The 24,999-nt window shown below is 53.5% G+C and carries 49 protein-coding genes, 1 tRNA gene and 1 pseudogene; 28 read left to right on the top strand and 23 right to left on the bottom strand.

The genetic code is table 11. The features are described from left to right. Positions 1-110 precede the first annotated feature (110 nt). Positions 111-186, top strand: a tRNA-Thr gene (locus ACT3IC_RS05055). Positions 187-200: 14 nt separating this feature from the next. On the opposite strand, the gene ACT3IC_RS05050 is transcribed toward ACT3IC_RS05055, so the two are convergent. The 23 genes from ACT3IC_RS05050 to ACT3IC_RS04940 form a co-directional block, all read right to left on the bottom strand. Next, positions 201-1,319 (bottom strand): tyrosine-type recombinase/integrase, encoded by a 1,119-nt coding sequence (locus ACT3IC_RS05050; RefSeq protein WP_230431521.1) that lies wholly within the window; start codon positions 1,317-1,319, stop codon positions 201-203. After that, entirely contained in the window at positions 1,241-1,591 is a 351-nt protein-coding gene (locus ACT3IC_RS05045) for a helix-turn-helix domain-containing protein (protein ID WP_072204100.1), read from the bottom strand. The genes ACT3IC_RS05050 and ACT3IC_RS05045 overlap by 79 nt, the downstream gene beginning before the upstream one ends. 11 nt (positions 1,592-1,602) lie before the next feature. Then, a complete protein-coding gene (locus ACT3IC_RS05040; RefSeq protein ID WP_473476551.1) occupies positions 1,603-1,845 on the bottom strand; it encodes a hypothetical protein in 243 nt (80 codons plus the stop codon). A 107-nt stretch (positions 1,846-1,952) separates the two neighbouring features. Continuing rightward, positions 1,953-2,144 carry a DUF551 domain-containing protein gene (locus ACT3IC_RS05035; protein WP_439903993.1) on the bottom strand — a complete coding sequence of 64 codons (192 nt, stop codon included), beginning with the start codon at positions 2,142-2,144 and terminating at the stop codon, positions 1,953-1,955. Positions 2,145-2,153: 9 nt separating this feature from the next. After that, a complete protein-coding gene (locus ACT3IC_RS05030) occupies positions 2,154-2,393 on the bottom strand; it encodes a DUF4222 domain-containing protein (protein ID WP_473476548.1) in 240 nt (79 codons plus the stop codon). Next, the gene (locus ACT3IC_RS05025; RefSeq protein WP_473476546.1) at positions 2,356-2,748 is read right to left on the bottom strand and encodes a hypothetical protein; all 393 of its coding nucleotides are present in this window, start codon (positions 2,746-2,748) and stop codon (positions 2,356-2,358) included. The genes ACT3IC_RS05030 and ACT3IC_RS05025 overlap by 38 nt, the downstream gene beginning before the upstream one ends. After that, positions 2,748-2,966 carry a TraR/DksA family transcriptional regulator gene (locus ACT3IC_RS05020; RefSeq protein ID WP_473476543.1) on the bottom strand — a complete coding sequence of 73 codons (219 nt, stop codon included), beginning with the start codon at positions 2,964-2,966 and terminating at the stop codon, positions 2,748-2,750. Before ACT3IC_RS05020 ends, ACT3IC_RS05025 begins: the two co-directional genes overlap by 1 nt. Positions 2,967-3,236: 270 nt before the next feature. Next, entirely contained in the window at positions 3,237-4,358 is a 1,122-nt protein-coding gene (locus tag ACT3IC_RS05015; protein WP_473476540.1) for a DNA-methyltransferase, read from the bottom strand. Further along, positions 4,355-4,534, bottom strand: a complete 180-nt coding sequence (locus ACT3IC_RS05010; RefSeq protein WP_473476538.1) for a hypothetical protein — start codon at positions 4,532-4,534, stop codon at positions 4,355-4,357. The genes ACT3IC_RS05015 and ACT3IC_RS05010 overlap by 4 nt, the downstream gene beginning before the upstream one ends. Further along, on the bottom strand, positions 4,531-4,860 hold the full coding sequence (locus tag ACT3IC_RS05005) for a hypothetical protein (RefSeq protein ID WP_473476535.1): 330 nt from the start codon (positions 4,858-4,860) through the stop codon (positions 4,531-4,533). The genes ACT3IC_RS05010 and ACT3IC_RS05005 overlap by 4 nt, the downstream gene beginning before the upstream one ends. 61 nt (positions 4,861-4,921) lie before the next feature. Continuing rightward, positions 4,922-5,473 (bottom strand): 3'-5' exonuclease, encoded by a 552-nt coding sequence (locus ACT3IC_RS05000; protein ID WP_473476533.1) that lies wholly within the window; start codon positions 5,471-5,473, stop codon positions 4,922-4,924. A 76-nt stretch (positions 5,474-5,549) separates the two neighbouring features. Continuing rightward, complete coding sequence (locus tag ACT3IC_RS04995) at positions 5,550-6,143, bottom strand: DUF669 domain-containing protein (protein WP_473476530.1); 594 nt, start codon at positions 6,141-6,143, stop codon at positions 5,550-5,552. Next, positions 6,140-6,820 carry a DEAD/DEAH box helicase family protein gene (locus tag ACT3IC_RS04990; RefSeq protein ID WP_473476527.1) on the bottom strand — a complete coding sequence of 227 codons (681 nt, stop codon included), beginning with the start codon at positions 6,818-6,820 and terminating at the stop codon, positions 6,140-6,142. Before ACT3IC_RS04990 ends, ACT3IC_RS04995 begins: the two co-directional genes overlap by 4 nt. After that, on the bottom strand, positions 6,802-6,972 hold the full coding sequence (locus tag ACT3IC_RS04985; RefSeq protein ID WP_473476524.1) for a hypothetical protein: 171 nt from the start codon (positions 6,970-6,972) through the stop codon (positions 6,802-6,804). Before ACT3IC_RS04985 ends, ACT3IC_RS04990 begins: the two co-directional genes overlap by 19 nt. Beyond that, positions 6,969-7,154, bottom strand: a complete 186-nt coding sequence (locus ACT3IC_RS04980; protein ID WP_150870685.1) for a hypothetical protein — start codon at positions 7,152-7,154, stop codon at positions 6,969-6,971. Before ACT3IC_RS04980 ends, ACT3IC_RS04985 begins: the two co-directional genes overlap by 4 nt. A 73-nt stretch (positions 7,155-7,227) precedes the next feature. After that, complete coding sequence (locus tag ACT3IC_RS04975) at positions 7,228-7,539, bottom strand: hypothetical protein (protein ID WP_473476520.1); 312 nt, start codon at positions 7,537-7,539, stop codon at positions 7,228-7,230. A gap of 10 nt (positions 7,540-7,549) precedes the next feature. Continuing rightward, positions 7,550-7,756 carry a cell division inhibitor protein gene (locus ACT3IC_RS04970; protein WP_310825376.1) on the bottom strand — a complete coding sequence of 69 codons (207 nt, stop codon included), beginning with the start codon at positions 7,754-7,756 and terminating at the stop codon, positions 7,550-7,552. Further along, positions 7,753-7,980 (bottom strand): hypothetical protein, encoded by a 228-nt coding sequence (locus ACT3IC_RS04965; protein WP_473476517.1) that lies wholly within the window; start codon positions 7,978-7,980, stop codon positions 7,753-7,755. The genes ACT3IC_RS04970 and ACT3IC_RS04965 overlap by 4 nt, the downstream gene beginning before the upstream one ends. Positions 7,981-8,134: 154 nt before the next feature. Beyond that, entirely contained in the window at positions 8,135-8,449 is a 315-nt protein-coding gene (locus ACT3IC_RS04960; RefSeq protein ID WP_473476514.1) for a hypothetical protein, read from the bottom strand. A gap of 49 nt (positions 8,450-8,498) precedes the next feature. Then, a complete protein-coding gene (locus ACT3IC_RS04955) occupies positions 8,499-8,822 on the bottom strand; it encodes a hypothetical protein (protein WP_473476512.1) in 324 nt (107 codons plus the stop codon). A 117-nt stretch (positions 8,823-8,939) separates the two neighbouring features. Beyond that, positions 8,940-9,104 carry a hypothetical protein gene (locus ACT3IC_RS04950; RefSeq protein WP_473476509.1) on the bottom strand — a complete coding sequence of 55 codons (165 nt, stop codon included), beginning with the start codon at positions 9,102-9,104 and terminating at the stop codon, positions 8,940-8,942. Positions 9,105-9,112: 8 nt separating this feature from the next. Beyond that, positions 9,113-9,439 carry an antitermination protein N gene (locus tag ACT3IC_RS04945; protein WP_473476507.1) on the bottom strand — a complete coding sequence of 109 codons (327 nt, stop codon included), beginning with the start codon at positions 9,437-9,439 and terminating at the stop codon, positions 9,113-9,115. 379 nt (positions 9,440-9,818) lie between these two features. Further along, positions 9,819-10,481 carry a LexA family protein gene (locus ACT3IC_RS04940; RefSeq protein WP_312077159.1) on the bottom strand — a complete coding sequence of 221 codons (663 nt, stop codon included), beginning with the start codon at positions 10,479-10,481 and terminating at the stop codon, positions 9,819-9,821. 118 nt (positions 10,482-10,599) lie between these two features. On the opposite strand from ACT3IC_RS04940, the gene ACT3IC_RS04935 reads away from it, so the two are divergent. The 27 genes and pseudogenes from ACT3IC_RS04935 (at position 10,600) to ACT3IC_RS04805 (ending at position 24,994) form a co-directional block, all read left to right on the top strand. Then, the gene (locus ACT3IC_RS04935) at positions 10,600-10,815 is read left to right on the top strand and encodes a helix-turn-helix transcriptional regulator (protein ID WP_312077158.1); all 216 of its coding nucleotides are present in this window, start codon (positions 10,600-10,602) and stop codon (positions 10,813-10,815) included. Positions 10,816-10,935: 120 nt separating this feature from the next. Next, positions 10,936-11,475, top strand: a complete 540-nt coding sequence (locus tag ACT3IC_RS04930) for a toxin YdaT domain-containing protein (protein ID WP_473476503.1) — start codon at positions 10,936-10,938, stop codon at positions 11,473-11,475. A gap of 88 nt (positions 11,476-11,563) precedes the next feature. Next, entirely contained in the window at positions 11,564-11,731 is a 168-nt protein-coding gene (locus tag ACT3IC_RS04925) for a hypothetical protein (protein WP_247866714.1), read from the top strand. Continuing rightward, positions 11,718-12,047, top strand: a pseudogene (locus ACT3IC_RS04920) (replication protein); the annotation flags it as partial. The gene ACT3IC_RS04925 and the pseudogene ACT3IC_RS04920, both read left to right, overlap by 14 nt. After that, the gene (locus ACT3IC_RS04915) at positions 12,036-12,842 is read left to right on the top strand and encodes a GIY-YIG nuclease family protein (RefSeq protein ID WP_473478878.1); all 807 of its coding nucleotides are present in this window, start codon (positions 12,036-12,038) and stop codon (positions 12,840-12,842) included. The pseudogene ACT3IC_RS04920 and the gene ACT3IC_RS04915, both read left to right, overlap by 12 nt. After that, entirely contained in the window at positions 12,839-14,203 is a 1,365-nt protein-coding gene (locus ACT3IC_RS04910; RefSeq protein WP_473476500.1) for a replicative DNA helicase, read from the top strand. The genes ACT3IC_RS04915 and ACT3IC_RS04910 overlap by 4 nt, the downstream gene beginning before the upstream one ends. After that, positions 14,200-14,532, top strand: a complete 333-nt coding sequence (locus ACT3IC_RS04905; protein ID WP_473476498.1) for a DUF7740 domain-containing protein — start codon at positions 14,200-14,202, stop codon at positions 14,530-14,532. The genes ACT3IC_RS04910 and ACT3IC_RS04905 overlap by 4 nt, the downstream gene beginning before the upstream one ends. After that, positions 14,529-14,726, top strand: a complete 198-nt coding sequence (locus ACT3IC_RS04900; protein WP_473476496.1) for a hypothetical protein — start codon at positions 14,529-14,531, stop codon at positions 14,724-14,726. Before ACT3IC_RS04905 ends, ACT3IC_RS04900 begins: the two co-directional genes overlap by 4 nt. An 11-nt stretch (positions 14,727-14,737) precedes the next feature. After that, the gene (locus ACT3IC_RS04895; RefSeq protein WP_473476495.1) at positions 14,738-15,178 is read left to right on the top strand and encodes a hypothetical protein; all 441 of its coding nucleotides are present in this window, start codon (positions 14,738-14,740) and stop codon (positions 15,176-15,178) included. A gap of 4 nt (positions 15,179-15,182) precedes the next feature. Beyond that, entirely contained in the window at positions 15,183-15,533 is a 351-nt protein-coding gene (locus ACT3IC_RS04890; protein WP_473476493.1) for a hypothetical protein, read from the top strand. A gap of 3 nt (positions 15,534-15,536) precedes the next feature. Next, positions 15,537-16,403 (top strand): DUF551 domain-containing protein, encoded by an 867-nt coding sequence (locus tag ACT3IC_RS04885; protein WP_473476490.1) that lies wholly within the window; start codon positions 15,537-15,539, stop codon positions 16,401-16,403. A 742-nt stretch (positions 16,404-17,145) separates the two neighbouring features. Continuing rightward, entirely contained in the window at positions 17,146-17,601 is a 456-nt protein-coding gene (locus tag ACT3IC_RS04880) for a YbcN family protein (RefSeq protein WP_156238563.1), read from the top strand. 9 nt (positions 17,602-17,610) lie between these two features. Further along, positions 17,611-18,072 carry a hypothetical protein gene (locus ACT3IC_RS04875; RefSeq protein WP_310825362.1) on the top strand — a complete coding sequence of 154 codons (462 nt, stop codon included), beginning with the start codon at positions 17,611-17,613 and terminating at the stop codon, positions 18,070-18,072. After that, positions 18,069-18,179: a hypothetical protein gene (locus ACT3IC_RS04870; RefSeq protein ID WP_164539916.1), complete on the top strand. Its 111-nt coding sequence runs from the start codon at positions 18,069-18,071 to the stop codon at positions 18,177-18,179. The genes ACT3IC_RS04875 and ACT3IC_RS04870 overlap by 4 nt, the downstream gene beginning before the upstream one ends. Beyond that, on the top strand, positions 18,179-18,868 hold the full coding sequence (locus ACT3IC_RS04865) for a bacteriophage antitermination protein Q (RefSeq protein WP_473476486.1): 690 nt from the start codon (positions 18,179-18,181) through the stop codon (positions 18,866-18,868). Before ACT3IC_RS04870 ends, ACT3IC_RS04865 begins: the two co-directional genes overlap by 1 nt. 251 nt (positions 18,869-19,119) lie before the next feature. Continuing rightward, complete coding sequence (locus tag ACT3IC_RS04860; RefSeq protein WP_032612193.1) at positions 19,120-19,500, top strand: hypothetical protein; 381 nt, start codon at positions 19,120-19,122, stop codon at positions 19,498-19,500. Continuing rightward, positions 19,490-19,774 (top strand): hypothetical protein, encoded by a 285-nt coding sequence (locus ACT3IC_RS04855; protein ID WP_473476482.1) that lies wholly within the window; start codon positions 19,490-19,492, stop codon positions 19,772-19,774. The genes ACT3IC_RS04860 and ACT3IC_RS04855 overlap by 11 nt, the downstream gene beginning before the upstream one ends. After that, positions 19,771-20,238 carry a lysozyme gene (locus tag ACT3IC_RS04850; RefSeq protein ID WP_473476479.1) on the top strand — a complete coding sequence of 156 codons (468 nt, stop codon included), beginning with the start codon at positions 19,771-19,773 and terminating at the stop codon, positions 20,236-20,238. Before ACT3IC_RS04855 ends, ACT3IC_RS04850 begins: the two co-directional genes overlap by 4 nt. Continuing rightward, positions 20,238-20,492: a hypothetical protein gene (locus ACT3IC_RS04845; protein ID WP_250366121.1), complete on the top strand. Its 255-nt coding sequence runs from the start codon at positions 20,238-20,240 to the stop codon at positions 20,490-20,492. The genes ACT3IC_RS04850 and ACT3IC_RS04845 overlap by 1 nt, the downstream gene beginning before the upstream one ends. Beyond that, entirely contained in the window at positions 20,489-20,758 is a 270-nt protein-coding gene (locus ACT3IC_RS04840; RefSeq protein ID WP_473476475.1) for a hypothetical protein, read from the top strand. Before ACT3IC_RS04845 ends, ACT3IC_RS04840 begins: the two co-directional genes overlap by 4 nt. Positions 20,759-20,905: 147 nt before the next feature. Beyond that, positions 20,906-21,079 (top strand): hypothetical protein, encoded by a 174-nt coding sequence (locus tag ACT3IC_RS04835; protein ID WP_156107301.1) that lies wholly within the window; start codon positions 20,906-20,908, stop codon positions 21,077-21,079. Between the two features lie 328 nt (positions 21,080-21,407). Further along, positions 21,408-21,932: a Rha family transcriptional regulator gene (locus tag ACT3IC_RS04830; RefSeq protein ID WP_473476470.1), complete on the top strand. Its 525-nt coding sequence runs from the start codon at positions 21,408-21,410 to the stop codon at positions 21,930-21,932. Between the two features lie 141 nt (positions 21,933-22,073). Beyond that, positions 22,074-22,352, top strand: a complete 279-nt coding sequence (locus ACT3IC_RS04825) for a PP2C family serine/threonine-protein phosphatase (RefSeq protein WP_182014230.1) — start codon at positions 22,074-22,076, stop codon at positions 22,350-22,352. A 97-nt stretch (positions 22,353-22,449) separates the two neighbouring features. Continuing rightward, positions 22,450-22,629 (top strand): hypothetical protein, encoded by a 180-nt coding sequence (locus tag ACT3IC_RS04820; RefSeq protein WP_023294176.1) that lies wholly within the window; start codon positions 22,450-22,452, stop codon positions 22,627-22,629. Positions 22,630-22,640: 11 nt separating this feature from the next. Further along, a complete protein-coding gene (locus ACT3IC_RS04815; protein WP_473476464.1) occupies positions 22,641-23,279 on the top strand; it encodes a putative metallopeptidase in 639 nt (212 codons plus the stop codon). Positions 23,280-23,309: 30 nt separating this feature from the next. Next, positions 23,310-23,765 (top strand): DUF2280 domain-containing protein, encoded by a 456-nt coding sequence (locus tag ACT3IC_RS04810; RefSeq protein ID WP_058647147.1) that lies wholly within the window; start codon positions 23,310-23,312, stop codon positions 23,763-23,765. Next, on the top strand, positions 23,762-24,994 hold the full coding sequence (locus ACT3IC_RS04805; RefSeq protein WP_473476460.1) for a PBSX family phage terminase large subunit: 1,233 nt from the start codon (positions 23,762-23,764) through the stop codon (positions 24,992-24,994). The genes ACT3IC_RS04810 and ACT3IC_RS04805 overlap by 4 nt, the downstream gene beginning before the upstream one ends. The last annotated feature ends 5 nt before the right edge of the window (positions 24,995-24,999 follow it).

Genomic DNA, 24,999 nt, shown 5'->3' with positions numbered 1-24,999 from the left:
TCTGCATGGTTTTTGCGCGAGTTGGTGTAAAAATCAACGACTAAAAGAGGAGGGGTTGACGAGGTGGGCTCTTTTTCTTACCCTTTTACACCGCAGTACCTCTCCTGAAAGCCGATATAGCTCAGTTGGTAGAGCAGCGCATTCGTAATGCGAAGGTCGTAGGTTCGACTCCTATTATCGGCACCAGAAAATTCAATCAGTTACGTGTTATTCGTACCCTCCTTGCTTTCCATGTGGGACAGATTTGGGACACAATCGCCAAAAATCGAGTCGATTTGCTTGGCATGTTCGGTCAGGTGATTTGGTGCCAGGTGTGCATACCGGCGTACCATTTCGATAGACTCCCACCCGCCCATTTCCTGCAGCACCGATATCGGAACCCCGGCCTGAACTAACCAGCTTGCCCAGGTGTGTCTCAGATCGTGAAATCTGAAATCCTCAATACCAGCTCGCTTTAGTGCTGCCCGCCAGGCGGTGTTGGCGTCATACCGCATTTTCCTCACGGCTGGCGCTTTCGTTCCGTCCGGCTTAGTGCAGCTCTCCTTATAGACGAACACCCATTTGTGGTGACTTCCTATTTGTCTTTTCAGCACGCGACATGCAGTATCATTCAGTGCCACGCCAATGGCCTGATTCGATTTGCTCTGCTCCGGGTGTATCCACGCTACCCGGCGCTGCATGTCTATCTGCTGCCACTCCAGATTGATGATGTTCGACCGACGAAGTCCTGTAGCCAGCGCAAACTCGACAACAGACTTCAACGGCTCCGGGCATTCATCAATCAGCCTTTTAGCCTCGTGAGGTTCCAGCCACCGGATACGCTTATTCTTCGGCTGGGGAACCTTGACGATCGGGGCCTTATCGAGCATCTTCCATTCACGCTCTGCTGCCCGGAGAAGCGCCTTGATAAATGAAAGGTGCGTGGCCTTTGTCGCCACAGAAGCCGGACGCGGAACGTAGTCAGGTGTTTCCTTGCCTTTCTTCGTCTGCGCCGCGTTCATCAGCTTCCAGTTTTCCTCATGCCTGCGGTTGGTCATCTTCTGTATGGCGGCGTAGATCCGCGATTCAGTGATGTCCTTCAGCTGCATGCCGGCGAAGTGCTGGAGCCAGAATCCGATCCGGCTCTTGTCATCATCCAGCGACTTCTTGTGCGCCTTCTCCTCAAGCCACCTCACACAGGCATCCTCAAATGTCATGTCAGGCACTTCACCGAGCTTGCTCACCCGCCAGGCTTCGGCCTTTAGCTTGTCATGGAGTTCCGTGGCCTGCCTTTTGTCCTTTGTCCCAAGAGACTGCTTAAATCTTTTGCCGTCCGGCAATGTGAAGCTGGCGTACCAGGTTTCACCTCTGCGGAAGAGTGACATATTAATTCCTCTCGTATGCCATCACCCGCGCTCACCTGGACAGTATGCAGCGGTGACTTGAGCGCCGCAATGCAGGCCTGTCTGGTAGTGAGGTAAGGGGATTTTGGTTTGGATGGGTCTTTGCGGGTTGCCTGCAGTCTGCCGGTGCGGATCCAGTTCGCAGCTGTCGGTCTGGATATGCCCAGCATTGCGCAGGCCTGATTGAGAGTGATGCTGTATTGTTCCACTGCTACCTCCGTCACTCGAAGCGAATCGTTGATCCCTTCCATGCACCGGCACAGATGACGCCATTAACACGTTTGCCAGCCGGGCTGGTCGCTGAAAATTCGGTTGCGTACATGTCATCCCGACCGCAGCCTGTCCAGGAATAGCCGCCCACACTGATATCGGTGAATCCGTTATCCGTCAGAACCTTTGTAGCCCCAGCGGGGTCGGTACATGCAGTCACTGCCAGTACGACAAGCAGCAGAATTTTTCTCATCTATATCTCCAGGCAAAAAGAAGCCCTCGCAATGGAGGGCTGAAAGGGGGATAACGTGGCAGTGCATTCGCACCCAATAGCCAGCTCATAACTGGCTATCAGTTGCGTCATGGGGCAGGCGGGGAAGGAAGCGGCATCCAGTGAGTGGCTTGCAACTCCCTGCCGGTGATAATCGACGTGAAGAATCGGAAGTTGACACCTGAGCGCTCGCTCTCACCTACATTAACGCTCTCTCCATCGGACGTTATGACAACCTCACCAACTTCAGGCATCCTTTCGCTGCACTTAATCCAGTCCATATTTTCTCCTCATGCCGCACGCATAGCGCGAAGCCGTTTAATGTGCTCGCTCGTCTCCAGCTCGGCGCGGATCTGCTCCGCCTCCCGATGGTCGAGCGGCTCAAAATCGTTAATAAATCGGTCGATTGACGCGGTGTTGATCCGGCCCTGTCGCCAGTAGCGGACCACTTCTGATGTGCTGCTGTGGATAATGACGGGCCAGCCTGCTGAGTCAGCAAATATCTGGCCGCGCTGGATTAGCTTGAACATTGGCTTGCTCCATCCGCAACACTTTGCGGATTTTGTTTTCGTCCACACCCAGCTCACTGGCGAAACTTTTTACCAATTCATCACCGTTAAATTCCCGGCATGAGTAGCCCATGAACCATTCGCGTAACCCGGTAAACGCCGGGCCCTCTTCTGGATCATCAACTGATGCGGCGGCAGCGCTTGATACCTCTGCGCAATCGAGGCATTGCTTGAAGCTCTGACCGCTTCCATCCCACACTCCGTGGGAATAGATGTAGGCCTCGCCAGGTTTAATGATGACGGCGCACTCACAGCACTTATGCTCTTTGCGGGCTTTACGCTGCTCTTGTCCAAATACTGCTGGCATATCACACATCACATCCCCCTCTGCTTATCCCGTAACTCCATCTCACCCTGGCAATCAACGCACATCGTGCATCCCGGATACGCTTTCCGGCGAGCCTCCGGCAAACGGTCGCCGCATTCCTCGCACTTAACCGCCGATACCGCATCACGGTTAATCCGGTGAGCACTCAACGCAGCATTACGCTGCAACTCTTCGACGGCTGATGCGTCGTCTGCAAAATCTGCCATTAGCGTGCTCTCCTGCGTTTTTTGGCTGCCCGACGTGATGCCGCGACTCCGGTTTTGCCACGGCCAACCGGGTGGCGGTTATCTACAAAAAGCAGAGGTGATATTTCGCTCGGTCCCCACGGTTTAACTGGCGCCGCCAGCGCGCACATGGATGCTGCTATAGCGAGCATTGTTCTTTTCATCAGTGCTCCCTGAACTGTTCATTGATGCGGCTGACGGCAAACGCCAGCAAATGGAGGGGCCGCATTAGCGACCCGGTGATTTGTGCTGTCATGCGGCCTCTGTCGATTTCTTGAATGAGTGGGCGATGCGCGCTGAGGCGATCGTCACGTAATCCGGGTTCAGGTCTATGCCAATGAAGTTGAAGCCCTCCTCAATGGCCGCCCGACCGGTACTCCCGCTACCCATCCACGGATCCAGCACGGTACCGCCTGGCGGAGTAATCAGCCTGCAGAGGTAGCTCATCAGGGCGATCGGCTTAACGGTGGGGTGATTGTTCTTCGCGCCATTCGTGCGACCAGCCCCGGCGCGCGGATCGTTAATTCCCACGCTTCCCTCTTTGCGTCCTCCAGTCATATCGCTGGCTGATGTCGCAATGAATCGCTCGAGGCCTTCATCGCGTTCTTTCGGTTTGACCTTGGCGCAGTAGAAGAACCGCGCCGCGCTGCCCTTGTCGCCGTGATGGACGGTGGCAACACGCTTCCGCAATCCCAGCACCTGGCCGGTTGAAGCTGCAGAAGGTTCGTTCCCGGTTACCGGTGCTGCTGCGCCAGCATTGGCAGGAAAGCAGGCGATCACCTCATCACTACCGTCGTGAATGATGTTTGCCGGCCATCGGCCTTCTGGTGCCTGTTCGTAATCACCTACCGGATCGGTACCGTCACGCTGGTGCGAAAGCAGGCCGCCAGAGCCACCGCTCAGTGACTCTTCTGTAGGTATCCGGCAGGCGTCGATATTGATTGCTCCGGTACCATGCTCAGTCATGTTGGCTGATACGGTCTGCTTAAATGGCTTGCGCGCCATGACTATCGGCTCATGCGCAGGCTTAAGGGCGGTACCCCAGCCGTCAAACTCTCCATCGAGGTTGTGTGACTTTGGGAAGCCGCTGCCGTAAATCCAGAGGATTTGGTCGCGGATCTCGAAACCGGCATCCTCTGCATTTACTACCAGCCGGTGATAAGTACGGGATCCGCCGAAGGCCAACAGGTGACCGCCAGGCTTTAGCACTCGCAGACACTCCTGCCACTGCTCAACCGTGGGTACTTCGTAATCCCATTTATGGTTCTGGAATGACAGGCCGTAGGGTGGGTCGGTTACGATCGCGTCTACTGAGTTATCCGGCATGGTCTTGAGTACCTCTTCGCAGCGTCCTACGTGCAGCTGATAGGTCATGCCGCCTCCCACTTAGTCACCGCCTCGGGGTCTTTCTTATTCCACCCATTGCGCTCCAGATTTGCCTGCAGGCGGCGGTCGCCAACCTCTTTGATGCTGCGCCCGGTCATTGCCGCGACCTGGTTATTGTTATGACGCCACAGGAGCGCCAACTCTTCAGTGGTCCACGCTTTCATTGCGTCACCCTCATTTCAGGTTTAAGTCTGTATTCCGTCCCGCCCAGGCACTTCCCGCCGAACTCCTGACCCCACGGCGTCGCATCACACATCTCCTTCACCATCTCCAGTTCAGCAGCAGTGATGTACTCGCTTTTCTCTTCCAGTGAGCCGCCCCAGCCTGCATAGAACGACTCGTGCGTCACCAGGTTAATCCCGGCGTGAAAGCATCCGTCGCCCGGGTTAACGCCTGTCCAGTAAGTAGCGATGAAGTTTTTGCTGTCCTTGCTCAGCAGTCGGACAAGCGTCTCTTTCGAGTAAAGGCGTCTGCCAGATATGTGGTGCATAGCGAATTGCGGGTGTGGTTAACCCGCCTCCGTGAGGTGAATAAGGGTGGTAAGAAGGGGGTTACTTCTGGACTAACTTCTGCCAGATAGCAGAGACATACTTGGCCTGATGAATGGCATCATCCAGCGCGCTGTGGCGGGTTCCTTCGAATGGCATATCGCGCTTAGGGTCGAAGCCGATCGCTTTACCCATCTCAACGACAGTGCGCACATCGCGGTCATTCCACCATTGCCATGGTGCTTCCTGCCCGGTAAGCGCGTAGCTGTTGCGGAGAATGACGCAGTCGAACGATGCGCCGTTGCCCCACACCTGAACGAATCGCGGCTTGGCATGTTTGGCGATGAAATCAGACAGCCAGCACAGGGCGGTTGAAAGGTCATGCGTGTCAGTGGTTAGCGATTTGCGAGCATCTTCGCCTTGCTCCATCCACCACAGGATTGTTGAGGCGTCAGGCCGTGCGCGGAACCGCATTGATGATTCAAGTGATACGTTCACCTGGAAGTCATCTCCAGTTGCGCCAGTGTTTGGATCAAAGAACACAGCGCCAATGGAGATGATCGGCGCGTACGGCCCGTTACCCATCGTTTCTAGGTCAATCATTAAGTGGTTCATGTTCATCCTTAAATGGAGTTAGGCGGGGCATGGCTAGCCCGCCAAAGATAGGTGAGAGATGGAGTCCGGAATCAGATTAGAAGTCCTGATTTGCGTAGTCGGCATATTCATTAGCGCCGCCATGCTGAGCTGTGCCGTTATATTTGGCGCGGCTATCACGGTCTTTCAGGGTTGACGCCAGGCGATCTACTGTTTCAGGTTTTACTCCGTCCTTTTTCTCCTGAAGAGTCTGGCGGGTGCTGGCGATGAACGGGAGTCGAATATCCATGCCGTAGGTGTCGGCCCCGGTCGTCTTATTGGTGCGCAGCTCTTTCTGAAGAACCAGGCCCACACGCTTACCTTCGAACTCTGGTGCCACATGCTTACTGGCTGAAATCATTTTCTGAGTAAGCTGACCTACGCCAGCGCAGCCCATGATCGCGTTGAGCATGTTCACGCCAAAATTGCTTGGCTGGCCATCAGCTTTTACGAGGCACAGGCTGAGGTACTGAACCTTGCGACCATCATCAGCCTCGCCGGAAAACTCAATGAAGCGTGCCTGTGAGGACTGAGACTGTTTCAATTCAGCTTCAGCAATGGTGAGGACGTAAGCTCCGTTCTCGTTGATGTATCCGCCCATACCGGCGGCCAGGGCTGATTCTTCGCTATAGGTGAAAATTACGTTGCTCATGCGGCAGATCCCTTAATGTGGTGAACGTTATTGATGCCGTAGTATTCGCAGATGGTCGCGTCTACATGGGCGAGGTCATTGTCGATTTCATTAGCCTCAAACATCCCCATGGGGGATTTAACAGTGTCTGAGCCGTTGTTTTTGGTGGTGAAGAAGAACTTGTCATCGCGGGTGAGGGTGCGGAGAACGATGGTGAACATGCCTTCAACGGTGATTTTCTCGTCCAGCATCTTCCCGATCGTTTTCATCTTCGTGCGGCCCATCGCCGTTTCTTCGGTGTGGGCAAGGAAGTACACGCGCAGGTCATCAGGCGCATCCTGAGCGGCTTTAATCACCTCCCAGGCATGACGGCCTATCTCTGTGAACTTGTCGAAAGACTTCTCCTCAGAGCGGCGCATAAACTCGTTGCTCATCACGTACTGGAAGTCATCGACGATGATGATTTTCTTCCCGTATGCAGGCGCTTTTTTGATGATTGTCAGGATGTGATTCCATTCGTCAGATACGACTACGCTACCGGTCTTTGTTTTGGAATCCCACGGCGTCCAGTCTTTCGACCGGAACGGAAGGGGCTTGCCTACAGCCTTAATCAGGATCGCATCGGCTGGGTCAACGTTCCGCAGGCTGGTTGACTTGCCGGTGCCGGATTCACCGAGGATCAGTGTTGCTGTGCCCATAGCGCGCCCTCCATTCTCATTTCCTGCTGCTCCGAGCGGTAATCGGCGATCGCTTCCTGCGCCGCCTGTTCGTGGGTCATTGGCTGCTCTGGCAGTACATCCGCCATCAGCTTGACGAAAGCATCGTCATCCCAGCGCTCCATAGCACTCATGCTGCACGCTCCTCAATCTGGATGCAGACGCGCGTAAGTGAGGCGCTGCGCAGTGCATAAGCCGCTTCTCGTTTCCATCCGAGCAAGCGGGATTCTCTCGCCTGAACAATCAACGCGTGATGATTTGCCAGCATTGCCGGGCGAGTTCTCGGCACCCGTGGATGTTGATAGGGTTGTTTCATGGGTTACTCCTGAAATCTGCTTTTTGCGTCACCCGGCCCCGATTGGCTGCCAGATGTGAAATGGGGTGGGGGATTACTTGCCGAGGGCTTTGGCGATGGCTGCTTTGGCTTTATCGAATCGGCAAACGCATTCGAATGAATGCCCGCAGGACTTTTCATCGCCTGCAGCGTTAGCCATAAAGTCTTGCAGCGCATCCAGCAACTCTGGGGCGGCGGCGATCAGGTGCATATCATCAACCTTCACCGACAACGACGTTTGGCCGTCGCTCATTTTGAATGAGTCGATGACATCCCCATCCTTGCCGGTCGATTTACTGGACAGGCGCAAGAATGAGTTGCTAGTCCACCATTCCCATGGCCCAGGCGTTCCTCTGAATTTTTCCATGCTTATCCCCTCAGTGACTCAAGCCGCGACCCAGCCCGTCGAGATACACCTCGACCAGCAGATCCGTTGTGTAAGTGCGTTCATACCCGCGATGCAGGTAGAGTCGACCGCGCTTATGCGCTGACGCTGTCCAGGTGCTGTCTTTGTGCTTTACGAGCATGCCTGGCTGAACAGCGCCGCGGTTAACTTCCTGGGTGCCGTAGTGCTGATGAATCATGAGTCCTCCCGGGCGCTGAGCATTGCGTCAGCCATTGCAAATGCATCAGCTGCGGTACGCTCATCACTGCACAGCCAATCTGGATTCGATAACCGAGCCTGCATCGCCTTCGCCGCGAAGTAGTCGCGCAGCGTCATGCCCTGACTATCAACGATGATGTTTTCTGCCTTGCCCTTATGCACTCCTGAGTAAGGGAATGCGGTACCGCCTGTTTCTTTGCTCATAATCATCTCCGCGCTTAAGCCGCGCCGCTGAACGTTACCCCTACGCATATATGCGAAGGCCAAAAATATTGGCGGTGGATGGCCGCCGTCTCATAACTGGCCGCACTCGTAAATGCGGCGAGGTATGAGCAATAAAAAACCCGCCGGAGCGGGTCTATTGTTTCTTTCTGAACCACACGCAGAGCGGCCCGTCTTCGGTGTCATGGATAGAGCCGATAAACCAGCCATCGCCTTCTGGCTTGCTCGGCTCCCACTTACTGATGTCGGCGCTACCCTCTTCGAAATACGAGAAATTAACCTCTTCGTTGTCGTCATTCTCCAACTCGACAACTGATGACTCGATGCCGTGCGTTTCGCAGAAAGCCTGGAATTCATCACGTGAAACTAGCTCTCGATCACCGAACAAAGCCGCGTAGACTGGATGTGTCCAGTGACCATCTTCATTTCGTTCAACTGCCAATGCTTCCATACCCTTACCCTCTGTAGTTACCCGCGTAAAAAAGGCCGCCGGAGCGACCTCACAAATCATCAGCTGCCAGAATTTGCGCCTTACGTTTCTGCGCTGAGATCAGCCTGTCTTCAGCCCTCTTGATATCAGGCTCGAGCACTGTGGCCACCCACGCAGCCCTGGCTGAGATGAAATCAGCGAAATATCGCCAATCGCTTTCCCGCAATGTGTATTCATAGTTCGCACCCCACGACTGGGTCTGGACTTTCTTGGCCTTAACCTGCTTGTTTGTTGCCTTGATCGCCTGGTACTTTAAAAATTCCGGGAAATCACCTCCTGACTTAACGCCGTAGAAAATCATTCCCTCAGTAATTTGTGCCGGAGTTATCTCCATACCCTCACCCCTTTGTTTATTCACCGCAGGCCACTCGACCCGCCCACTATTTGAAGAAAAATAAAACGTAAACCCATAAGCAGAGCACCATGAACTGAGCGATGATTTCGCTATCCATCATCTGGCTCCGCTCGCTGCCGGGTTGAAATATTGCCGCCGTGCATCGCGTATCTTCTCCAGTTCGCAGTTCTTCGCTGCCGGGTGATACTTGCTGATGTGGCAGACCGGCGTTCTCGGGTCGAAGTCACGACCGCATACCGGGCACTTGATGCTGTTCTTCATGGGCCACCTCAGATTAATGCGATGGATTTGCCTTTCGTTTTCTGGCGACCGGTACAGGTCACGCCCATTTCTCTGCTCGGCTTGCTGTACCAGGTGCGGTGATTCTTGCGCTCAACGACCGCAGCGCGGTTTTCTAACTCTTCCCGGTACTGAGCCAGCATTGTCAAATCAATCGGGTTCAGAGCGCTTTCTACGCGTGATTTAGGCTTGCGAGTCAACGACAGTACAGGGCGGTTATCTGGCTTGGCGCTGATCCCAACTAACAGGGGATTTGCAGCTTTCCATTCGGCCTGTTTCTCTGCGCGGCGTTCGCGGCGGCGTGCTTGTGCATCCATTGTGGATCTCCTGTCAGTTAGCTTTGGTGGTGTGGTGAATGCGACGTTGCAGCCCTATCACAGTTGTGCTCACCGCCATCCCGATTCGTTTCACGCCTGTGAGCGTTACTACCGATTACTTTTTGGTTCGGTCACCACACCCCAAAGCTTTCTGCTTTGAATGCTGCGCTTTTTCAGCGCCAGATTTTTAAGAGCATCACCGTCCTGGTGAGTAGTGCGTCCTGCTGATGGGTTAACAATACAAAATGTACTAAATAACGTCAATACATATTGTACTTAAAAACCCGAGAAAAATACAAAGGGTATGAAAATGAAGGGAAATTATTTTACGCAGGTAATAAAAAACCCGCCGTAGCGGGTTTGATTGGGGAGGGGGATTTTACAGGCCCTGCCACTTTGCTTCGATAACAACGCCGATGATTCTGCAATTCCCATTGACTGGGATCATGTGATAGCTGGGGTTCAGTGGCTTCAGGTACTTTTGACCGGCATCGACTATGTACTTCTTGAAAGTGGCTTCATTCTCAGAATCCAGCTTCGCGACGACCAATCTTCCACTGGTAGGCTCAACTTCTGGATCAACCAGGATAAGCATACCTTCTGGAATGCTCAGCCCAGTTGGCGCCGTCATAGAGTCACCGCGCACTGTTAGCCAGAAGGAGTGTCCACCCGCATGGGCGGTGGTTTCCGGCCATACATCAATCTCTTCCAGACGATAAGGCTCAACGGCCTCACACCAGTTCCCGGCGCTAACCCAACTTATAAGTGGGAAGCTTTTCACCTCAGCATGAGGTCGCGGGTTGGTAACGTTGGCCATCGACCCTTCCGGATAATCAACCATTCCGTCAGAAGACAGGATCAGCTCCTTTAACCCCAGCTGCTTCATCACCGCGGCGATATCTTCAATGCTTGGCTCGCGGCGGCCGTTAAGCCAATGGCCGATCGCGCCCTGGGTTTTCCCAAGCGCCTCCGCCAGTTTGTCCTGGGTTATGCCGACCTGCTTCATTCTGGCTTTTGCCAGTTCGTTCCACGGAGTTTTCATCCCACGATTATTACGCTGTGTATTAACTGTGACAACACACAAAATGTATTACCCCTCTTGCTTTTATTCAGTACACTTTGTATTATTAGTCTGAATTAACACCCAAGGAGGTATCCCGATGAGCAATCTTCGGACTAAACGGGAAGCCGCTAAGGTATCCCAGACAGATTTAGCGAAGCTGGTTGGCTGCACGCAGGGTGCAATCGGCCATTACGAGTCTGGCCGCAGACAGCCAGACCTTAAAACCTGTCGCAAGCTGGTAGCTGCTCTTAATGCCTTTGGCGCCAACGTAAAACTGGATGACGTGTTTCCGCCAGAACAACACGCAGCCTAAGCAACACCGCTCTTAATACATCTCTGCCCTGGAAAAGGGCGCATCAAACGAAAAATCAAACCGGCTTTGCGTGTTTGGCGCATGGCCTATCTGTCATTTTTTCAATTTAAGGGACTTCACATGCAATCACTTACTTATCAACAGAGTATCGCATTTTCGCCCGGCGTGATGATAAATCGCGCTCAGCAAAAACAAGAAGATAACCACGATGCGATCCGCAATGCGATTCGCTCCTGGGCAGCAATTCAAGGTCAGGACGTGGTGACGATGCTGATCGTCAATGAGTACCGGGAGCAGGGCGGGGTGGATATCACTTTCCCGAAGGATGTAAGCAGGCAGCGCCAGAAGTTGTTCCGTTTCCTCGATAACCGCTTCGACTCTGAACAGTACCGCGAGAACGTGCGCCAGCTGACACCGGCAATCATGGCCGTTCTGCCTATCGAGTACCGCACAAAGCTGATTGGCGCTGACTGCAAACTGGTCAGGCTGGCAGAAGCAGAGAAGGAGGTCTCGGAAGCTAAGCAGGCGGTCATGTTGGACGCACCAGAGCATCAGAAGCTGAAAGAGGTAAGCGAGGGTATCGCTGCCATGTTCCGCCTCATGCCGGACCAGGTAGGCCCACTGATGACGATGGTCACTTCAATGCTGGGAGTTATGTGATGGGAAGTATCAAAAAGACGAAAGCCCTTGAAGCGGTCACTTCAAAGGCTCTCAACACACTGTGTTACGTCAGGTAACTGGAGTAATTATGACAAAAGCTCGCAGAAAGTACCAGGAAAAAGAGGAGCGGCGCCATCCAGATTCACCCGACGGTCTTATCGTCGCAGCGTCCAAGAACCAGGCATTCGCAGAGCGCCTGATTGGAGTTATCCGCATCGCAATGGCTAAGTCAGGGGTGAAGCATGGGCGTCGTTAAGTTAGCAGATTTTCGTAAACCTCAGCCAGAGGTTGTGGAGCGTCACGTGGCAGACATTGAGGATGGCTATACCCGCATCGCCAATGACTTGCTCGACGCCATGATGTCCAGCAACTTCACGTCGCGGCAGATAAAGCTGCTGCTAGCTGTAATCCGTAAAACCTACGGGTTTAACAAGAAGTTCGACTGGATTAGTGGCGAGCAATTCTCTGAGATGACTGGAATGCCTAGAACCAGATGCAGCTCTACAAAAACAGAGTTGCTGAACATGAAGGTTTTAGTAACAGAAGGAAGAAAGGTAGGGATCAATAAGGTCATTTCTGACTGGTCTATTGAACGTCCAGAACGCAGAAGAGAATACGGTTCAACCAAGCATAAGGCTGGTTATATCTATGTTTTCGCAGAAGATGAATTCGGCCCTGTGAAAATTGGATTCACAACCAGAAATGCAGAAGAGCGCCTCAAAGAGGTCCGTTATTACTTTGAAAATAACGATCCAAAGGTCTTCTATGTCTCGCCATTCCATCTCAATGCAGGGGCCATAGAACCTCTAATCCATGAGGCCATGAAGGATGAAATGATCCGCGGCGAGATGTTTGAAACCACCGTAAAACAGGCCGTGAATAAGATTCATGCCGTCATGGAAAGTTTTACACCGTCTGTGACACAAAATGTCACACCAGTAGGGAATGACGATTTGCAGCGGGAGGTACACACAAAAGACACTGTTAAAAAGACATTAAATACAAATACCCCCTTACCCCCTGGCGGGGGCGACGCTGGAAGTGAAAAACTTACAGCCAGAACCAAAGTCAGCATCGATTACGAATCCTTCCTGGCAGCCTACAACACCGAAGTGGGCGAAAGGCTCCCACACGCAGTGGCTGTCAACGAGAAGCGCAAGCGCCGCCTGAAGAAAATCATTCCCCAGCTCAAGACGCCAAACGTCGAAGGGTTCAGGGCGTACGTCCGGGCGTTCGTGCATCAGGCCAAGCCATTTTACTTCGGCGATAACAACACTGGCTGGACAGCAGACTTCGATTTTCTGCTGAGAGACGACACGCTGACCGGAGTGCGGGAAGCAAAATTCGCTGACAGGGGGATGGCATGAGACAGGATATCGAAGCAAGTGTGATCGGCGGGCTGCTGCTCGGCGGCCTGACCCCGTCCGCAAGTGACGTTCTCGCCCGGATGGAAGCGGACGCTTTCACAATACCGGTCTACCGGAAAGCCTTTGAGGTGATCCGCAAGCAGGCCCGGAACCGCAAACTGATTGACGCCCTGATGGTTGCCGAAGAGTGCGGTGACGCGCATTTCGCTGACATCATGGAAACTGCCAGAGCATGCCCCAGCGCCGCCAACCTGCGTGGATACGCCGGGATGCTTAGCGATCAGCATCAGCGCCGCATGTTCCTCCAGGCAATGGACGAGCTGCGCGGCGATGTAAGCAACGGAACGCTGGATAACGCAGCCTCGGCAATGGACGAGCTTATGCGCCGCCTGAGCACCATCAGGAAGCCCAAAACTGAGGTTGCCCCGGTACGGCTCGGTGATGTGCTGGACGACTACACCGACACGCTGGAGAACCGGCTGAAGAACGGCGATGAGTCCGACACTCTGAAAACCGGGATCGACGAGCTGGACGCCATCACTGGCGGCATGAACGCGGAAGATCTGGTGATTATCGCGGCTCGCCCTGGCATGGGTAAGACGGAACTGGCGCTTAAGATTGCCGAAGGCGTGGCAAGCCGCCCGATGCCTGGCACTGACAACCTGCGCGGTGTGCTGATTTTCAGCATGGAGATGAGCAACCTGCAGATCGCAGAGCGAAGCATTGCCGGGCGAGAAAACATGTCCGTCAGCGTTCTGCGTAACCCGGCAAACATGGATGACGAAGGCTGGGCGCGGGTTTACAACGCCATCTGCCACCTGAAAGACCTCGATGTCTGGATGGTCGATGCGTCGAAACTGACCGTCGAAGAGATCCGCAGTATCGCCGAACGGCACAAGCAGGAGCATCCAGCGCTGTCTCTGATCCTGGTTGACTACCTCGGCCTGATATCCAAGCCGAAAGCCGACCGTAACGACCTGGCGATCGCCCATATCTCCGGCAGCCTGAAAGCAATGGCGAAGGATTTAAAGTGCCCGGTCATCTCCCTGAGCCAGCTTTCTCGTGACGTTGAGAAGCGCCCAAACAAGCGCCCGACCAACGCCGACCTGCGCGACTCCGGCAGCATCGAGCAGGACGCAGACAGCATCATCATGCTCTACCGCGAAGCTGTGTACGACGAGCATTCCCCGGCAGCGCCATATGCCGAGGTCATCGTGACCAAAAACCGCTTCGGCACTCTCGGCACCGTTTACCAGAAATTCGTGAACGGTCACTTCATGCCATGCGATCAGGACGAAGTTCGCCGCATCTCAACCAGCAAACCATCAACCGGGCGCCATCACAGAGGGGCTGATGTATGAACACCGCAATGCAAATCATCATGAACTCAGATTATCGCGAGTTCCCTGAAACCCTCCTGACGCTGGAGTTATGCCGCGCCACCGCCCGGGCTGACGGTCGCAAGATTGGCGAATCACTCCGGGCCTGCGCAAAGGTGAAGGCTCGCCAGGCGAAGAACCGGAACCTGTTCAACACGCTCACCGAGATGTCACGCAGCCAGTTCCCGGAAGTGCAGATGACCCGCATCCGTGGTTGCGTAGAGCGAATGGAGAAGGCGCTGGGGCGCGAGATGCGCGTTCTGGATATCACAGCAGAAGACATTATCGAATTTAGTGAGGAAGCAGCATGAGCAGCGTAAAAGCAGAATGGACCATTGAGCTAAATGTTAATTGCCCTGAATGCAATCACCTTTTTGACCTCACAGAAACCGATGATTTCTGGGATTCGGCTGCGGCTGGCGAGCATGAGACTCTGCGCACAACAGATTATTGGTGCTGCTGCCCGGAGTGTGACCACGAATTTACTTGCGATTTCTCGTTCTAAGGAACCGCCAAATGAAAATTAATACCTACGCAGTGAATTGCAATGACGCATGGCTAAACACCGAAGGTGATGACATCTCCGGCTCATACGTTAAGTACAAAGACCATCAGGACGTGATGGCCGAACTTGAGGCCAAGTGCGCGGCTCTGGCTGCTGAAAAAGAGAAATTCGCTGTCGAATGTGCAGCCACAAAGATAGCCATTGCATACCTAAAATCAGGCCAACAGGATTTTACGCTTAACACCCCATCCACCGACGCCTTCCTGGCTGAAGTGCGGGCTCAGGGCGTTGAGATGTACGCCGAGCATTTGACCCGCAAAGCCATCGCAAGCGGAGAGAATAAAAATCATGCCTACGCATACTTAGCAGCTAACTTCGCCGCCCAACTTCGCCAGGAGACCAACACCGCAGAACTGGTAGTCGCTGGCATCATCACTAAGGTGGGGGAGTAGGGATATGCGCGAAATCGGAGAGCAAATCACAGCAGCGAGGGCCGCGGCAGTAATACACGAAACATTCGGGCACCTCGACGCGAAGCCGGGTGAGCGGCACAAGGGGTATTTCATTTTCATCAACGGGCAGCATGGTGATATGGATGTGGTTTACAGCGACTTTCCGACATTTGGCGAAGGGCCAGGTTATTTCAACGACCGCGGAGACTTCATCTGGGAATTAATTCGTGATGATGGTCCATGTGCCGCTGTCGGCATCTACCGGTTCGACGGTGAATATCACCTACCAAAAAGAAAAGGACCGGCCCGGTTCGTCGGTAAAACCACCTGCATTCAGAAATTCGGGGAGGACTAATCCATGACCAAATTCACCAAAGAACGCTTGGAAGAAATCGCAGAGCTTGCAAGAAAGGCGGCGTACAGGCCGTGTGCAATGCATATGACAAATTTATTGGCAGTATGCGATAGCGAAGCTATCGAGGAAATGGCCCGCCAGCTGCTTGCCGGGCTGGAGCAGGAGCCGGTCATTTTGTATCGCGAGCGCAACCCATACAACGGTATGTCTACGGGCTGGATTGAACTGACCCCGGATGAGTATGAGTTTGTCAAAGACAATGCCAGCGACAATGCTGATTTCAAAACGGTCTACGCATCACCACAGTTACCGCAGCCAGCGGTGATAGCGCCTGAATTGAAGCCGGTTGGTTTTTTATTCATTTCCGACAAAGGTGAGGTCGCTTACTCGCCAACAAACTGGCCTACCAATGGCTTTAATATGGTTGGTCAGATTTATGGTGATTTAAACGACTGCCGCGCCGCCATGCTTCAGGGTGCCGAACCTGTAAGCCAGCCTGATGAGTTGCCGCTTGATTACCTGCAAGGTCACAAAGACGGTCTGGAGTGGGCCGCACGACTTGCAGAAGCTAATCACCCACAAACCGGCGACTGGCTTTACGATGACCCACTGGAGCTGGCTAAGGCGATCCGCAAAGGGCCTGATATGCCAACTGCGTCTGTGCAGGGGTGGATTCCGTGCAGTGAGCGGATGCCTGAATTTTACTTTTCCGTGCTAGCTACTGATGAGCACGAAGATATGGTAATTGCGTTGCCAGTTTACTTGGATGCAGGGGATAGATGCGCATTCCAGTTGAGCAACGGCGATATCTTTATCGCTACCCACTGGATGCCGCTGCCAGCAGCACCGCAGCAGGAGGTGAAACCATGAGGCACTTGCGATATGACTGCATGGGTGCTGCATATGCAGGTGTGAACAAGCACCCTGAGGTGGTAATGCGAGAGATTGGTATTACGTATGAGCTTGCCATCCCTCAAAGCATGGGTGACCAGTGGTGGTTGTTTAACTGCAACCACGAGGATTTGCCTTGCTTCATCACAGAAATGGAATGCGATAACTGGCTCGCTAATCGGTATCGACTACCTGCTCATTACATTAACAGCGGTAAGTCGGAAGCGCTGAGTAAGGAGGTGAAGTGATGGGCAGAATGACATTCGTAGTTGAGTTCGAAGATGGGAAAGAGCCTCCTGTTCACGCTCACATGGAAGTGCTTGGCGGTAAAGTGGTCACTGTCTCATTCCGTGATGAGATGGCGCGGCTACCGCTAGTTGATGGCGGTAATTCAGACCCGATACCGTACAACGGCATGAGATGCTTTATCTGCAATGGTAAGCACCCAATCGGAGTTCCTTGCCCGCTATCGCTATTCACTGGCGGCACGATAAGAAGCGAGCAGCAGTAATAATCAGGCCTCTCCGGAGGCCTTTTTCTCGCGTTGATAATTCAATATCACTGAGCGATAATAACAACGCACCGGCCTGAACACCCGGTGTCCCCTGCGCATATAATGGGGACGTTATATGCGACCACAATCTGAACATCTTCACCTGTCACCGATGCAGAAATGCACCGGCGATTTTCTGCATTCTGCGTTACCTCTCGGAGGTGGCGTATGATTCTCCCAAAAGACGGCATAAAGCTACATCGTGGCAACCTGAATGCTATCACCCAGCACCTTCACCCACTCCTGAACGATGGGCAATGCTTCCGGCTTCAGCTCAAGCCGTGGCGTGAGAAACGCAGCCTTTCGCAAAATAGCCTTAGCCACGTTTGGTACGAGGAGATCAGCGCATACCTGATCGCCTCCGGTCGCACTGATGCCACCAAGGAATGGGTAAAGCGCAACCTCAAAAAAACCTTTCTCGGGTACGAAGACGTTGAATACACCGACTTCACTACCGGGGAGAAAACGGTAGAACGCCAACTCCGCCACACCTCCGATCTTGATACCGGCGATATGCACCACTTCATGTGTCAGGTGGAGCGGTGGTGTGCGCAATTCGGCCTCGTCCTGACCATCCCTCAAAGCAGCGAATTCCAGGTGCTGCGCGAAAAACAAGACCAGTAAGGAAAGCACATGGCACTCAAAAGAGATAAACACGACTCCATTTTTTCTGAGCTGGTTCGCGAACGCGCCAACTGGTGCTGCGAAAGTTGCGGGCGTGATTTCAGCACTAACCGCGCATCACTCCATTGCTCACACATCAACGGACGCCGCCATACCTCTACCCGCTGGCACCCCCTCAATGCGCTGGCTCACTGCGTTGGCTGCCATCGCCGCCTTGGAGAGGAGCCGATCCAGTTCACCCGGCACGCTGAGTACGAATACGGCGTGATGACTGTCGAGCAGGTGGCTCGCGCCGCGCTGCACCCGATGAAGATAAAGCCGTGGCAGAAAGAGGAAATGTATCAGCACTACAAGCAGGAGCTGGCAAGGATTAAAGCGCTCCGCATCACCGGCATGCTTGGTCGCATCGAGTTCACCGCGCCTGACTGGTACCAGCAGGGCATCACTTTGCGCATGGGTGAAGCAGCATGACCCGCGACCAGATAGCCAGATACCAGGCAGAAAGCGTCATGCGCGCCAGGATGCCGCCAGTAGCAAAGCACAGCCAGACCAAACAACCTCAGAAGGAAGCCGCTTAATGAACGTTCAATATTTGCAGTATGTGCGTGAGCAGCTGATCGTTGCGACGGCTGATCTGAGTGGAGCCACTAAAGGACAGCTGGTCGCCTTTGCTGAAAACGCCATGTTCACCGCCACACCGCGCAGCCGTTCCCGCGTGAAAGTGATTAACCCGGCGAACGGGAAACTGGTTAACCCGAGCAATCCGCCGATCCCCGGGCAGCAGTCGCGCGCTAAAGGTTCGCATATTCCTCTGGTTCAGCCGGTCGAATACTCCACCGCGTCGTGGCGACGGGCGGTCTTGTCGCTCGAAGAACACCAGAAGGCGTGGCTGCTCTGGAACTACAGCGAGAACGTGCGCTGGGAGAATCAGGTGGCGATCACTCAGTGGGCATGGGCCGAGTTCAGGGAGCAACTGGGAACCCGGAAGGTGGCCGGCAAGACCATGGACAGGCTGAAGGCTTTAATCTGGCTGGCGGCGCAGGATGTGAAAGCTGAGTTGGCTGGGCGTGAAGTTTACGAGTACAAGGCGCTGGCTGAACTGGTAGGCGTGACCGCAAAGAACTGGTCTGAGACGTTTACCGATCGCTGGGTGGAGATGAAGCGCATCTTCCTGCGTTTGGATAGCGGCGCTTTATTGCAAGCAACGCGATCACGTTCACAACAAAAGGCAGCAAATTACGACACAAGTCTTGCAAAACTGGATTGAAACGCATATATTTCATGTAAATCTGATATCGTCGCCATAGCTTTGGTTGTCGACTGAATTACACAAAAGAGCCTCGGTTAACCGCCGGGGCTTTTTCGTATCTGAATCCCGCTACCTGGGACCTTTAGGCCGAAGAGCCGATATTGCCATTCCCTCACATACGCCTACGGGCGATTTAAGCGCCGTTGGAACCCCCCATCTCCAGATGTACGGCGCTCTTTTATTTTTCAATGCGCAGCTGGGATTACCCAATGGAGAACAGCCTAATCACAAGCATTGCTGCCGTCTTATTCGGTGGCGGTGCGCTCGCGCTTTTCTGGAAGCCATTAAGCGCGGTCATTGCTTCAGCCGTTACGAATAACAGAGCCGGCGGCGAGGTAATCACACATTACAAAGAGCAGGTTGTTCTTCTCAAAGCCACTAACGACGAGCTGCGTCAAGAGAACAACGAATTGAGAGAGCGAAGAGAAAAGGATCTGCAGCGTATTTCTCATCTCGAGAGTGACATACGCATCATCAAAAGCTCGCTTCGCATACTGATAGCAATGACCCAGTCCGGAGGCGATGAACAATTCCGGGGCCAGGTGAGCTCTATGCTCGCGAAGCTGGAGGAAGATCGCCATGAAAGTTAATGCGTTTATTGAGAGCCACAAAGGGCGTCTCATGATAGGCGCCATGTTTCTTCTGTTCTGCGCTACGTGCAGCGTAATGACAATTGCCTTCAACTACTCCAACAGCAAAATACGCGCGGAATACCGCAGCATTGCTGACGAAAGAGACAAGAAGGTTGAATTGCTTGCGGTGCAGGTAAGCGAAATGAAGACAAAGCTCGACTCCATCCCGGAGCGAACTGCAGAAAAGACGGCTGATAAAGTAAAACCGCTGGTTGAGGAGGAGAAGAAGTGAGCCAGATTATCTCCATCCTCAACTTTGAGGAAGGCTATCGGGAAAAGCCATACCGCGACACTCTTGGATATCCCACTATTGCAGGCGGCATCAAGATCGGCCCCAAAGGCGCTGCGTTGTCAAATTACACCTTCACCGTACCGCGCCGCGTTGGCGATGTGTGGAAAGAGGTATTTGTCGAGAACACTATCACCGAGATGCAGCTGCGACCGGCAATCATCAGCGCGCTGAAAAGCTGCAATGATGCCCGCAGGGATGTGCTGATTAGCATGGCGTATCAAATGGGCGTTCCTGGCCTCGCTGGTTTCAAAAACACTCTCGCCATGATCTCCGAAGGAAACTTTGATGGTGCGTCGCGCGGGATGCTCAACAGCCTATGGGCGAAGCAAACGCCAGAACGCGCTCAGCGGCATGCTGAAGTGATGCGAACTGGTAGCTATGACATCTACAAAGGCCTCATCTGATGGATGCTCTGAACATGCTCCGCGGGATGTCCGGGAATATTTCACTCAGTCGCACACAGGCCGCTCTCGGCTTCCTGGTGAGTAGCTGTGTGGTTGCATGGCAGGCCTATCAGGGAACGCTGTCAGAAGTCGTATTTGGCTTGTATTTCGGTTTCTGCACTGCAGGCTACCTTGGCGCCAAAAAGCTGTCCGGAGATAAAGATATCAAAGAACAGCAAATCGACGCCGGTATGAACCCAGGAGAGAAACCATGAGCATCATCGAAATGCTGATCGCCGGATTCTTCGCTGTAGTGGCTATCGCCGCGGGAGCATTTGGCTTCGGCCACTCGAAAGGGAAGGGGAAAGCTGAGCAGGCCGCTACCGAACGAGAGACGAAAGCCAAAATAGAACAGGCCACCGCCGCAACTAAGCGTCAGACGCAAACAAGCAAAGAGGCTTCAGATGTTCAGGAAACCGTTACTCGCATGCCTGGCAACAATGTTGATGACGAGCTGCGCAGAGACTGGCTCAACAAATAGCACTGTCGTGGTGGACACGGCCTGTAACTGGGTGAAGCCGATCCTCGTTACTGAGGCCGACATCCTGTCAATGGACGAGCGCACTAAGCGGGCGATCCTGACCCACAACAAAACGTGGAAAGCTAACTGCGATACGGAACCCGCAAAATGAGTGCGTACTCGATCTACAACATCATCTCCGGCGGCGCGATAGCCGCACTGCTAATGACATGGGTGTTCTTCTGGATTTACTGGAAGCAGGAGCGCCGGCACCGCGATGAAGTCAGGAAGATGCAGCGTGAGGTTGTGATGGAGATAAAGAACGCGCACAAGTTGAGTTAGCTCAGGGAAAAGAACCTCATCCCTGAGACCCTGACACAGTCTCTCCTCTGGACTTTAAGCATAGAGAAATAACGGAGCCTCGCATTAGCGGGGCTTTTCTATTGGGCATGACAAACCCCAAGAAGAACTGCCACCCGAAATGGCAGAGCATGGTTGAAATGCGAAATGCCCGTTCCTGAATGGCTATCGCATGGCTATGCAAACTTAAATACACCGAACCCTAACCTGTGAAATGAGCCTTTGGAGACGTCAGTTTAGTGCTGGCGAGCCTTCGGTGGGCTGGCGTTTCATTTCGGCAAAGGTTCATCTCACAGATGAGGTAAACGCTATGAATAATCCGTCAGTTATTCCGGCCTTCGACTTCCGAGAAATGGTTCAAGCCAGAAACGGAGATGTGGTCACTACATCCAGAAAAGTAGCTGAGTACTTCGGCAAACGACATGGCGATGTACTCAGGAAGATTGAGCAGGTTAAGGCCGACTGCTCGGGCGAATTTAGCCAACGCAATTTTGCGTCGGCTGATTATATCGATGAGCAGGGCAAGGTTCGCCCGATGTACAGCCTGACAAAAGATGGCTGGATCATGGTTGTGATGGGATTCACCGGCAAGGCTGCGGCGGCAATCAAAGAGAGCTACATCGCAGCGTTTAACTGGATGGCCGATCGCCTGAACCGTCACATGGCGATGGGTGAAGAAATGCAGCACCGCTACGCCATCAAAGAAACCAGGTCAAAGCTGAAAGGTACGATCGGCAGCCGACTGATGAACGAGCGGAAGAAAGAGAAACGCGTTCTGGCTGTTGAGCATGAACACATCATGCAGGTAACACAGCCGGATCTGCTGATCGGGTAGGCCATTCCAAAGCGTCCTGTCCCGGGCGCTTGATAATGGTGACGAATATCTCAAATTTTATTGTGGTTGACATAAATCGATGATTTGAAATGATTATTTCTCTATTGATATAATTACCGCTCTACTACGAGAGGGGTGATTATGCTGACGATAATTTTGTTTGGTGCTGGCTGGAAAGGCGATGTTTGGTATCTTGAGGGTTACAGCCCCGTTATTAAGGCTCCTGATCAGACATTTCGACTTCTTAAAAGCTCTGGGGGTACCCCGATCTTCGAGGATGCCGAGTTTGACGTCTTTGAGTATCAGCTGGGTGATGAAATTTATCTGGTTGGCTTTCATGGGAATAAGCCAAGCGACAATGTGATTAAATCCCACATCCAGCATGGCGACCCTAAGCCTAAGCCATACAAAACACTGTAACCGCCTCCGGGCGGTTTTTTATTGCCGAAAGTCTGGCTATCCCCCTGAGAGGATAAATCAAAAATAACCCCTGCAACGGATAATGACGGAGCGACCAATGGCAATTTGCAAGCTGTCAGTCGAGCTTAAAGCCAAGTGGTGGTTGCCGGTCTACATCAAAACGCTGACCCTGTTCTGCCTGATGATGGGCCGAGAGCCTGATTACGAAAAGGTGTCTGCGTTCATCGTGAAGCATGGCATCAGTCAGCAGGTGAAGGTACAGCCTGTAAAGAGATAACGGAGTGACACATGGCGAACGATGACGAGCGCAGGCCATGCCCGCCAGTTAACTTCATCACCTCCGACAACTGGCAGCCATACACCAGACTGATCCCCGCCAATGAAGTGCATGAGTGGATAAATCGCCAAATCCTGAGCGATATCGGAAGCATCCATAACCCCGATCATGGGCACCTTTTAGAGGCTGACCTCTGCTTTATGTGGGCGTCTGACTCATTCACGAAAAAAGGGCGCTATGTGCTTGGCCAGGCTGAACAAGTAATGCTGCGGGCAGGTGGTTGGCAGAAGGCCCGGATGGAACAGCAGATGCATGAATGGTTCGGGCGCATCCCGAAGTTCATCATCACGCTGGCTGCCGATTACTGCTCACAATGCAGTGACCTCGAATTCTGCGCATTGGTAGAGCATGAGCTTTACCACATCGCCCAGGACACCGATGATTTCGGCGCGCCGAAGTTCAACAAAGAGACCGGGCAGCCAGTGCTTACACTGCGTGGCCACGACGTCGAAGAATTCGTTGGTGTCGTACGCCGTTACGGTGCCAGCAAAGAAGTGCAGAAACTGGTGGACGCGGCCAATGCGCCAGCGGAAGTAGCTCACATTGATATAGCCAGGTCATGCGGGACGTGCATGTTAAAGCTGGCATAGGCTTTATTAGGATTGTCATGGAGGTAACCGATGGCAGCATTATCGACAGAGGTTAAAGCCTTCATCGTTCAATCGCTCGCCTGCTACGAGACCCCGGTAAAAGTCATTGAGCTTGTAAAGGCTGAATATGGCATCGATGTATCACGGCAGCAGGTGTCGCAGTATACGCCCGGTAACGCAATGGCGGCCAAGTTGAGCCAGAAGTGGATTGACCTGTTCAACGCTACCCGTAAACGATTCCAGAATGAGATCGGTGACATCCCGATCGCAAATAAAGCGTACCGGTTGCGCGTTCTCGACCGAATGGCGACCAATGCTGAAAAGATGAAGAACTACGGAATGACCTCGCAGCTTATCGAGCAGGCCGCAAAAGAAATGGGCGATGCCTACACCAATCGCCAAAAAGTCGAGCATACAAGCCCTGATGGCAGCATGACTCCGCAGCCGACAATCATCCAGCTACTACCCGTTGAGCCGAAAGCATGAATAATGCCGTTCAACTTCCTATCCCCGCTAAGCTCGCGCCATTATTCACGGCTGTGAATAAGCGTTACCGGTGCTCGCACGGTGGACGCGGTAGCGCCAAGACGCGCACATTCGCACTGATGACCGCAGTGAAGGCGTATCAGTCGATGATGAACGGTGAAAGCGGGGTGGTGCTCTGCGCGCGTGAATTCATGAACTCGCTGGAAGAGTCGAGCATGCAGGAAGTGAAACAGGCGATCCTGTCTGTTCCCTGGCTGGCTTCCAACTTTGATATCGGCGAGAAGTACATCCGCACCATCGACAAGAGCGTTAACTACGTGTTCTGCGGTCTGCGGCATAACCTCGACAGCATCAAGTCGAAAGCGCGCATCCTGCTGTGCTGGGTCGATGAGGCTGAATCAGTCAGCGAAATAGCCTGGCAGAAGCTGAGCCCGACCGTTCGTGAGGAAGGTTCAGAGATTTGGGTGACGTGGAACCCGGAGCGCGACGGTAGCGCCACGGATAAGAGGTTCCGCAAAGAAGCCGGCGACGACTGCATTACCGTTGAGATGAACTATACGGATAACCCGTGGTTCCCTGACGTGCTTGAAGGTGAGCGACAGAACGATCAGCGCCGCCTAGACCCGGCAACATACGCGTGGGTGTGGGAAGGGGCCTATCTCGAAAACTCCGATAAGCAGGTCCTGGCCGGAAAATACCGGATCGCTGAGTTCTCGGACAATCTCTGGAAAGAGGCTGAACGTTTGTTCTTTGGCGCTGACTTCGGTTTCGCTAAAGATCCTAACACGCTGGTGCGCTCGTTCATCCTGCACAACCGACTGTACATCGAATACGAGGCATACGGGCAGCAGACTGAGCTCGACCACATGCCAGAGCTTTACGACACGATTCCAGGTGCGCGAGACTGGCCCATCAAGGCCGATTCCGCTCGACCCGAGACTATCAGCTATCTCAAGCGGCAGGGCTTCAATATCTCCGCTGCCGAGAAATGGCAGGGGAGCGTTGAGGACGGGATCGCACACCTTCGCGGCTTTGACGAGATAATAATCCATCCCCGCTGCAAGAACGTAGCTCGTGAGGCCCGCATGTGGTCTTACAAAACGGACCGCATCACCGGCGAGGTATTGCCGAAGCTAGCGGATGGTTTCGAGCACTGCTGGGACGGGATTCGCTACAGCCTTGACGGTCATATCAAGCGCAAAGCGCAAGTCGGCACAGTATTCTTCTAAGGAGC

This window comes from Leclercia sp. GHBNCSD (genome assembly GCF_055805075.1).
The sequence above is the reverse complement of the archived record's forward strand: the minus strand, read 5'-3'. Positions and strand labels throughout refer to the sequence as shown.